The 9,384-nt window shown below is 60.9% G+C and carries 7 protein-coding genes; 3 read left to right on the top strand and 4 right to left on the bottom strand.

Going from position 1 to position 9,384, the window contains the following annotated elements:
- Positions 1-1,276: 1,276 nt before the first annotated feature.
- The 3 genes from M729_RS0128495 to M729_RS0128505 form a co-directional block, all read right to left on the bottom strand.
- Positions 1,277-1,759 (bottom strand): DUF2269 family protein, encoded by a 483-nt coding sequence (locus M729_RS0128495; RefSeq protein WP_027163563.1) that lies wholly within the window; start codon positions 1,757-1,759, stop codon positions 1,277-1,279.
- On the bottom strand, positions 1,759-3,045 hold the full coding sequence (locus M729_RS0128500; RefSeq protein ID WP_027163564.1) for an SDR family oxidoreductase: 1,287 nt from the start codon (positions 3,043-3,045) through the stop codon (positions 1,759-1,761). Before M729_RS0128500 ends, M729_RS0128495 begins: the two co-directional genes overlap by 1 nt.
- A gap of 435 nt (positions 3,046-3,480) precedes the next feature.
- The gene (locus tag M729_RS0128505; protein ID WP_027163565.1) at positions 3,481-4,002 is read right to left on the bottom strand and encodes a DUF892 family protein; all 522 of its coding nucleotides are present in this window, start codon (positions 4,000-4,002) and stop codon (positions 3,481-3,483) included.
- A gap of 1,103 nt (positions 4,003-5,105) precedes the next feature.
- Between M729_RS0128505 and M729_RS01000000135980 the strand changes: the two genes are divergently transcribed.
- The 3 genes from M729_RS01000000135980 to M729_RS01000000135985 all read left to right on the top strand — a co-directional run bounded on the left by M729_RS01000000135980 (position 5,106) and on the right by M729_RS01000000135985 (position 7,284).
- Positions 5,106-5,894, top strand: coding sequence for a manganese catalase family protein (locus M729_RS01000000135980; RefSeq protein WP_245267646.1), 789 nt, complete (start codon positions 5,106-5,108; stop codon positions 5,892-5,894).
- A gap of 23 nt (positions 5,895-5,917) precedes the next feature.
- Positions 5,918-6,136 (top strand): hypothetical protein, encoded by a 219-nt coding sequence (locus M729_RS1000000139460; RefSeq protein WP_245267647.1) that lies wholly within the window; start codon positions 5,918-5,920, stop codon positions 6,134-6,136.
- 125 nt (positions 6,137-6,261) lie between these two features.
- Positions 6,262-7,284, top strand: a complete 1,023-nt coding sequence (locus M729_RS01000000135985) for a chemotaxis protein CheB (protein WP_050596366.1) — start codon at positions 6,262-6,264, stop codon at positions 7,282-7,284.
- A 148-nt stretch (positions 7,285-7,432) separates the two neighbouring features.
- Here the strand turns inward: M729_RS01000000135985 and M729_RS01000000135990 are convergent, their stop codons facing one another.
- Complete coding sequence (locus M729_RS01000000135990) at positions 7,433-8,041, bottom strand: EF-hand domain-containing protein (protein ID WP_032809502.1); 609 nt, start codon at positions 8,039-8,041, stop codon at positions 7,433-7,435.
- Between the last annotated feature and the right edge of the window lie 1,343 nt (positions 8,042-9,384).

Consider the following 9,384-nt stretch of genomic DNA (forward strand, 5'->3'; position numbering starts at 1 on the left):
CAGTTTGTCCGTGATGACATCGCCGTGGCTCACAATGATGCGCTCAAGGTCCGGTTCATCAGACCATCTGCGGAAAGCCGCGCCCAGCGCCTACCGCCGCCAGGCCAGCGGGCAGTTCTCATGGGGAAAGCACTGAATGGGAACAGTGCAACGGCCGAAGTTTGACAGCGCGATTTTGTTCCACCGTCCGTGATCAGCTTCGCGCCATTTTGGAAAACCATACAGCAACCCTTTCTGGTCTGTTCGACTTCATGTGGTATGGCTCGCTATGTCTTGGACCTTTCCGAGACCGCAGTGCTGACCGAGATTCTGGCAGAGGCCCGTTCTGGTGCTGGCTCCCGTCTCGATCTGATATGCAAGGTCTGCGATGCCAAGGGCAACGAATCCAGCAATTCAGGGTAGCGTTACGGGTCCTGAGAACCGCGACGTGATGCTTCACCGGCCAACCTGCCATTGAAAAACCCGCCACTGAGGGAGCAGTAACGGGCCTTCCGGTGTATGCTCGGCCAGGGAAACCGAGCGCAATCCAAACTTCATTTTCGGAGCCATGTTGCAGTGGGTCCGCCCCTGCTGGCGGGCAGAGGCGGACCCGGCCAAGGCTTGGGACCTAGGCCCGGCAGCGGGGGACGCTGCCGCCGTTTCCAACCTGCGTCGACATATCAGGTTCCACTAATGCACAAAAAGCCCGCCACCTTTGAGCAGCGGGCGTTCCAAAGCTGCAATTCTCTTGATTAATCGATAATCCCGGAGAGCCCGGATGAGTTGGGCGAAGCCGTGAAGGCACGGGTCACGCCGGCGATGGATCCGCAGCAGAGATCGCCGAACGAAAGGATTGCGGGAAACGCGGTCGCTGATTTGCTCAGGCCTGCCGGTAGATGTGGCCTTCGTCGACGGTGGTCAAACGGCGCGTATCTCGACTGCGGCCGGACGGCGACCTCGCCGCACCGCTCGGCAACACGATCGAGGCCCCGCGGCATGCGGGAGCGCCGTGCTCGGTGACGACAAGCTCGGGCTGCAATGCCGCAAGTTGCCACCGAAGTCGCCGACGATGCATTTCGAAGCCGTGCACGGGCGACGTGGATAGACGTGTCGTCGGCAATCAAAGTCCCGTCAGCCTCCCGCCACAGAGGTGCTCCGGCGATGGCCGGGAACCTGTGCAACCATAGCCACCCGGTATGTAGGAACGGAACGAGGCAGTCTGCGGCTGGCTCCATCGCCGCCCATTTGTTAGGCGCAACGATGTTGCAGACCGTGACGAGGGAGACGACGTCCGGTGCTACAAGGCGAACCAGTCGATCGAAGGTCGCGAAATCATCAGCCAGAAGATGGCGAGCACTGCCGCGAAGGCAGGAAAGCCAAAGGCGAACCAGAGCCGAAACAAGGTGTCATAGCGCTGTGGTGGAGGTTGCTTCTCTGCCGCGGCCTGCATAGCGAGATTGCGCATCTCGATCTGCATCCACACGACTGGAAGCCAGAACAGGCCGGTGATGAGGTAGAGCAGGATCGAAAGCACAATCCACCCCTCGGTCAGCGGATAGCCGGAATGCCAGGCGAGGAATGCACCGGTGACAGGTTGGGCGACGACGGCGGTTGCAGTGAAGATGAAATCGGCGATCACGACGATGCGTGCGACCGCCGCGATGGTCGCGGAATTTCCGGTCCGGTGAGCGAGCAGCATGAAGAAGGCGATGCCGGCGCCGGTGCCCAGCAGCACGGCCGCGCCAACGACATGCAGGAACTTGAGCATGAAGTAGGTCATCAGCGTTCCTCCAGGACCGCCAGCGCGACAAAATGCAGAACCAGGATCGGCAGGATCTTCAGGAATGGGCCGAGCGGCTCGTTCCACAGTTCTGGTCGCAGCATGGTCCCCGCGATCGCATAGAAAAGAGCCACCGCAATCGCCCCGAACAGCCCCAGCCGACTGGTCGGTCGCCAGGCGATCAACGCGCCGACCGCCATGTCGGCCAGCGCTCCGGCGATGACCGCCGGTTCCGCCAGCGGACCGATGGCCGTGCCGACCAGCAAGTCGACCCCGCGGCGCCAGCCGGTGGTCAGGGAAATGATGCCGGTCATGATCCAGAAGAAGGGCAGGACAGTAAAGATCGCCGGCTTGACGAAATAGAGACGGGCGAACCATCGCTCCTGCACCGTCGCGGGATTGAGCTTTAGCGCCGCTTCGAGGCTGGATGGTTGGATCCCTGTCGCTGTGATCCACGCCTGCGGGTCGCCGACAGCGCCCCGCACGATTTCCTTGGCCGCATTGCTGCGCATCGGCGGGCGCCAGCCGAGCAGAGCCGCCGCATCGCCGACCCGGTACAGGCCGGCCGCGACGCTACCGGGCAGAGTGAACTCTCCAGCCGGTCTCGACCCAAGCCAGCGGCGGTAGAGGCCGACCACCTTGCTAATCGGCAGCGCTTCAGGTCCGGCAAGGTCAAGCGCAAGGTGCGATGCGCTATCGGGCCGGAGAAAATGCAGGACAGTGGCGATCACGTCATCCAACTGTACGACCTGAAGCCGACCGGTGCTGGGCATCACCGGCAACAGTGGCAATGCGGCCAGTCCGCGAAACAGCGCACTGGCGCCGAACGCCGGCCGGCCCAGCACGACCGACGGGCGCAGGATGACCCAGTCCAAATCGCGCGCCATCAACGCCTGGTCGCCAGCCAGCTTGGTGGCCGAGAAGGCGGACGGCTGCAGCCGATCGACCCCGATTGCCGAGAAGTGAATGACTTTTCTCACGCCCGCCTGCTCACAGGCGGCAAAGAGTGCCGATGCGCCACCCGCATGCACACCGCCAGTGCTTTCTTGCGCGCTGTCCTGCAGCACGCCGGCGCAGTTGACGACCGCGTCGATGCCTATCAGATGCGGGCTCCAGTCCTGCGTCTGCAGCGCCTTTGCCATGTCGAGCAAGACAGGCGGCAAGCCTCTGAAGGGAGCGGCGCCGGCACGATGCAGCACGCGAACGATTTCATATCCATCGGCGGCCAGGCGCGCACAAAGAGAAGCTCCGATCAGACCCGACGCGCCGGTGACGAGGACCCTCACCTGGCACCTGAAAACTGCAGTGACAGTCGCGCCTCATCCTGTCTGCACGCGGAGCCGGACGAAACAGCGGTGTCGCTGCGATCGGGCCGCACGATCGAGCGATTCCGCGCGCCTCGCCGAGGGCAGATGGAAGCGAGCGTCGCGGCGCTGCTGGCGCGTCCGGCCAGAGCTCCGACAGTTTCGAGCAACGATATCGAGCGGAAGCTCGGGTTGATTGTTCCTTTGGTTTCTACCATGGGCGCTGATCCCAAGCTGCCACGGATGTTCCTGCAACCATTCATGGGCAAGGCGAGTTGTTCGCGCAGGAATGACCGCCTCGGACGGTTCAGTGCAACGACCGTATCCACTATTTTGCTCATGCACGCAGCGCCAGCCAACCTGATCGACGGTGTCGATGGACTCGATCTCCCTCCCGCCCAACGCGTTCAGCTAGATCTAGGCGGCATCTTGCAGCGCCCTTTCTACGCTGGTTTCTCCAAGCTGCGTCAACGCCTCGTCCGTTGCCTTCTCTTCGTCGAGCGTCTGCTGCAGCAGCGGAACCGCGTCATTCAAGCCGAGCAGCCTTGCCCAGGTTACCAATGTCCCATAACGGGCGACCTCATAATGCTCGACGGCCTGGGCAGCGGCAACAAGCCCGGCGTCGAGGGCCGGCGCCGCCTGGAACTCCTCCAGTATCTCCCCGCCCTCCTCAATGATGCCGTCGATCGCGGGACAGGTCTTGCCCTGCGCGCGCTTGCCGAAAATCTCGAACACCTGCTGCAGCCGCTCAACCTGACCCTCAGTCTCGTCGCGGTGCTTCTCGAACGCGGCGGTCAACTCTTGCGATTCGGCACCCCTGGCCATTTTCTTGAGGGCACTTAAGATCTTGCGCTCCGCGTAGTATAGGTCCTTCAAGGCTTCGTAAAATAGATCTTCCAGGCCCTTTGTGCTGCTCTGGGCGCTTTTCTTCGTCGCCATCTCCATGTCCCACTTCGAGTTCAATGCTTCGCGGCATATGCAGCTCTAACAACCAAGGCCATCGGTTGTTCCTCGCCCTCAAAGACATGGTGGGAACACGAGCAAGGACCGTGATCTCGCTCCGTTCTGGTCGGCACAACCGGCGCCATGTCGCCTCTGCGCCTGGCTAGCCTCGCGGCCGCTTGTCAAGCCGCCTGCCGCGCCTTAACCGGCGTTCTCGCCTATCGAAGTCGATTGCTGGTCACGCTTTCGCCGATCAATGTTGATAAGACGGCGGTCGGGGGCCGCGGCGCCGGAACGACCTCTTCAGCGTTTTGTGGGCAAGCTGCTGTGAGACCAGATCGCGCGCTTTTCGGCACATATTGCAAGCCACAATGGTCGCTCGGCTGCCTCTGCCGGTCTAAACGGGACCCGGCCCGCGGCATGCCCGGATGGTTGAAGCGGATTGTTGAAAAGGTGTGTCGGGGTGAACTAGATCATCCGCCGCCATCGGTTGCGACGATCGAGCGACGATTGCTCCTACCGGCCGCCCGACCGCCGTTTCGCTTCTTCATCGATCCTGCGACCTGAGAATCTTGAGTGCCTCGTCCTTGGTGAGGCCGCACTTTCGGGCAAAGTAGTTCGCTTCGATGGCCCTTTCGCGATCCGTCCGAGACGCGGTGTTCTGCTTGGCCTTCGTGCCCATCGATGCTATCGCCTCGATTATATCGCCTGCTGGTGATCAAGCGCCTACGCCGTGGGAGGGCTCACGCGGGGATCGGGTCACCAATCTTGCAGCTCCGCTGCCTGGCTCGAACTGTGGTTTGACGCGATTGTTCTGCGATTGCAAAACTTCGCAAGAGATGCCTGGCGCCGGACTTTGCTGTGGCCATTCGGGATCTGTCATCCCATCGCTGTGACCTGCAGACGAATGCAGAGCCTCAGCAGTTTTTCGCCGCTTTCATCGTGGGTTAGTCCCGACAACATGTTCGTTCCAGTACCCGGAGGAAAAAACGTGCGCGACCAGTCTTTTTCCCATCTGGAGGCGCTCATTGATGTGCGTCCCGACACGAATTTCACCCCTAGCGCGCCATGGCCTCGCGGATCGGCCACTGCGTCACTCGATGCAATATGGAACAATCCTCGCAGGCGAATGTTGGGCAACCCAACCCCCTGGAGGATTGCCAATGTTCATGCACAACAAGCGCCTGCAATACACCGTCCGCGTTTCGGAGCCTAATCCCCGCCTGGCCTGCATGATCATGGAACAATTCGGTGGCGCCGATGGTGAGCTTGCCGCGGCGATGCGCTATTTCACGCAAGGCCTCGGCGAGGATGATCTTGGCCGTCGCGACATGTTGCTCGACATAGCCACTGAAGAACTCAGCCACCTTGAGGTGGTGGGATCGATCGTCACCATGCTGAACAAGGGGCTCAAGGCACAACTTGCCGAAGGCCAGATGAAAGAAGCGGACCTTTATGTGATGATCGGCGCCAGCGGTACGACAGCCAAGGAATCCATCCTGTTTGGCGGTGCTCCCGCGCTGTGCGACTCAGCCGGCGTTCCCTGGACCGCGGCCTATGTCGACTCACGCGGTGAACCTACCGTGGATTTGCGGTCGAACATCGCCGCTGAAGCGCGCGCCAAGATCGTTTACGAACGCCTCATCAACATCACCGATGATCCGGGCATCAAGGACGCGCTCGGCTTCCTGATGACACGCGAGATCGCTCATCAAAAGTCGTTTGAGAAAGCACTCTACGCCATCGAAAACAATTTCCCGCAGGCAAGCTCCCGGGCATCGAGAGGTACGCCAGCATGTACGTCAACACCTCTCAAGGTGACGGCGATACCAATGGTCCATGGAATTCCGGCGAAGAGTGGGATCGGATCGATGACCTTGAAGAGGTGATGCCCGTCGACGGCGGAGACGGCTTGGCAACCGTCAAAATGGGCGCCAGAGACATGAAGGTGGTGGCCAAGATGGCCGACCGTACTCTTTCTGATCCGGCGTCCGATCCGATCACGGGCGCTGATCTAGGTGCCGGTCCGGGAGCTGGCCGAACCAAGAACGCGGATTTTGGCGGCGCGACAAGCATTCAGGAGGCCCCGGCCGTGGCAGAGGCTGCTGTCAAACGCGCACGTAAGCGTTAGTTTGGAGCTGACGTCATTGCGGGCAACTATGTTCGGGGTCAGGAAGCTAACGACGAAAGCAGGGCATCCGACTGGCAGCAGCGGACTGGCCGGAGTGCGCTATTTGCTGAGTGGGTGAAGCACATATGGCCACCTCCGCACCACGATCAGAGTCGGAACATGCGGGGCAGTCGGAGAAGGTCCGTGCCTACGGTTGCGAGAACCGGTGCATTGTCGCAATCGGAGCCTCGGCGGGGGGCCTCGACGCGCTGAAGAGACTTGTCCGGGATATTTCGCCGGACATTCCGGCGGCCCTCCTCATCGTACAGCACGTCGGTCTCACGAGTTACCTCGGCGACATTCTCGGTCGCGCTGCCAACATGCCCGTAGCGAATGCCGCCAGCGGCACGAAGGTTAAAAACGGGCACATCTTCGTTGCACCGCCAGGAGCTCACCTGCTTTTACATGATGATCACATTCTGCTGCGGCGCGGGCCGCGGGAGAATTTGGCGCGCCCTGCCATCGATCCCCTTTTTCGCTCAGCGGCCTGCAGCTTTGGCGGCAGCGTGATTGGTGTCGTGCTCACGGGCAGCCTCTCCGGCGGGACCGCCGGCTTGCGCGCCATCAAGATTTGCGGAGGGGTCAGCGTGGTCCAAGATCCCGACGACGCTGCAGTACCCGATATGCCGCTGAGCGTCTTGCAGAATGTGGAAGTCGACCATTGCGTCGCCCTGTCCGAAATGGCTGGCCTGTTGCGCAGGCTTGCGTCCGAACTCGCAGGGCCGACACCAGAAATCCCGCCTGTCATCCGCCTTGAGGCTGCGATTGCTGCTCAGGAGCACAGCACAATGGAACAGACAGAACGCCAGCTTGGCACCCCCTCGACATTTGTCTGCCCCGAATGTCACGGACCGCTTTGGGAGATCGAAGACGGGCCGATTACCCGTTACCGTTGTCACACCGGACATGCATTCGGAGCGGACGTTTTGATGCAGGCCCAGGCGGACGATGCGGAACAGGCCCTTTGGAGCCTTCTAAGAGCGCACCAGCAGCGGGCCGAGTTGGCGAAACGGACGGCGAAACGAGAAGCCGCTCGGGAAAGACATAGCTTTGGCCAGCCAAATGGCTACGCGGGCCGCGGAACACGAAGCCGACGCGAAGCTTATTGAAGAAATTATCCATCGTCGAAGGCCGTGACAAAACGTACGCCCCGACAACCATGAGCTTATTTCGGTCCGGGGCTCACGGTTACCGGGTTGGCGGCGTCACTTGCCGCGCTCGCCGCTCCGTCTGAAGTAAGTCCTCACCTCTAAACAGCTACGGCATGTCTTCGCTGTTTCGGCCATGCATGTTGGAGCCGTGCATGAAGGACTGGATTTCGTCCAGATCGATCTTGCCATCACCATTCTCGTCGATGTTGCTGAAGATCCTGCCGACCCCGCCTTCAACCTCGTTCTGGGACAATGAACCGTCGCCATCCGTGTCCAACAGTCCAAACACCAGTCGCATGCCGGCACCGCGCATCATTTGGTGACCACGGTGTCGATCCATTCTGTGTCCTCTGCCCCAGTCGCCACGATTTAGCCAATGGTCGCCATGACGGCTAGCTTCATCGGGGCGGTCAGCATCCTTGATGCGGCCGTCCTGGTTCATGTAGCGATCTTCCTCATCGCGGAAACCTTCCTCAGAACCGCGATCCTGCTTCATTCTCTCCCGGACCGCTTGCTCAACCATCTGGCGGATCATTTCGCGTGTTGGTCCGTCCGCTTGTCGGTTGATATCCGGCAACTGCCCGCCGACCGGCTGTTCGGTGGCCGGAGGGGGTGCGGGTGTCGAGGGGGCCGGTGTTCCGCTTGTCTGGGCCAACGCGGGGAAGGTCAGAGCTATGAAAGCGGCCGCGGCCGTCGTGACGTGTGAATGTCTCATGGCGTGCTCCATCTATCGCGCCTGCTTGCTTGGAAGGCCAAACTGGAGCTCGATCTGTTTGTTCCCTGAGGGGACTAGGTTCCGGCGAAGGCAAGCTGCTCGTGAGCCCTTGGGCCAAGCCTCGAATGCCTGTGATTAATGAAGCGGCTAGTTCGGCTTCCGCAATGCGTCAAACGATTGCCCCGGCGATCGCCGCGATTGGGCGGTCAAGGGAATTCAGCACCGGGGCCCCAAAGCAGATGATCCCGTCCGCAACCTGCTGGTCGTCGCAGCTGAAGCCATTCGTGCGGATATCGCGCATTTCAGCAATGAGGTCGTCAATAGTTTGCACGCTTTCTGTGTTCGAGGCTCGGGAAGACCATCGGCATAGAGCCGCCGTACTTCGAAATCGCTCATCTGGCTGAGAAAGGCTTTGCCGGTGGCCGTAAAGGCTGCGGGCAAACGCATTCCTGGACGGAACTGGATCAGCGAATGGCTAACGCTCGAATTGCGTGCGGCGAGATAGAAGACCTCTCTCCCTTCGAGCACCGAAAGGATAATTGTTGCCCCCGGGCAACTCCGTCTCGCCAACTCCGTCGCCACGTCGGATTGCTGGGCAAAGGCGTTCGACCATCGCATGACGGGGGGCCTAACTGGAAGGTCTGGTCGCCGCGGCGTATCAAGAGCTCCAAGTGTACGAGCGTCGAACATAGCGCATGCGCAGAAGAACGCGCGATTCCAAGCTCGCGAGCCAGATCCGATAGCGTTGGGGAAGTTCGTGATCTCGCGACGATGTCCAAGATACGCACCCCACGGTTCAGGGCAGGGGGAAGGGCCGCTTTCGCGCCTCGTTTTGATTGATCTCGGTGTCAGCCATGGCCCCTCCCAAGCGCGTCACGCCTAAACCTTGAGGTGACAGGGCCGCAGATAGCGAGCCATCGGGCAAAAATCGAAAGGCCGGAAGGGTTGCCGTACGGTTTTACAAGGCAACGACGCTAGGTCGTTCGAACAAAAACCGCGCTGTCGAGATTGGGTCATTGCACTGTTCCCATTCGGTGCTTTCCCCATGAGAACTGCCCACTGGCCTGACGGCTGGCGGGCTTTTTTGTATCAGCGGAACCTTATTACTCATGNTCAGTTCTTGGCGGCAGCGCCCCGCACGCTGCTGGCCAAGGAAAGGCAACCCTTGGCCGGGCCCGCATCGGTCCTCACCCAAGCGGTGCGGGCCCACTGTCGATGCTGCCGAGCCCGTCTTCACACCCTTGGGCGTATCTTTCGAACAGTTCCACCTTTTCTGGATAAGGAAGGCGGTGTAAACGCTGGCAACCTTCGCACCGATAGTGGGCGGCAACGATAAACCAACG

Source organism: Mesorhizobium sp. WSM1293 (genome assembly GCF_000513875.1).
GTDB lineage: Bacteria > Pseudomonadota > Alphaproteobacteria > Rhizobiales > Rhizobiaceae > Mesorhizobium > Mesorhizobium ciceri.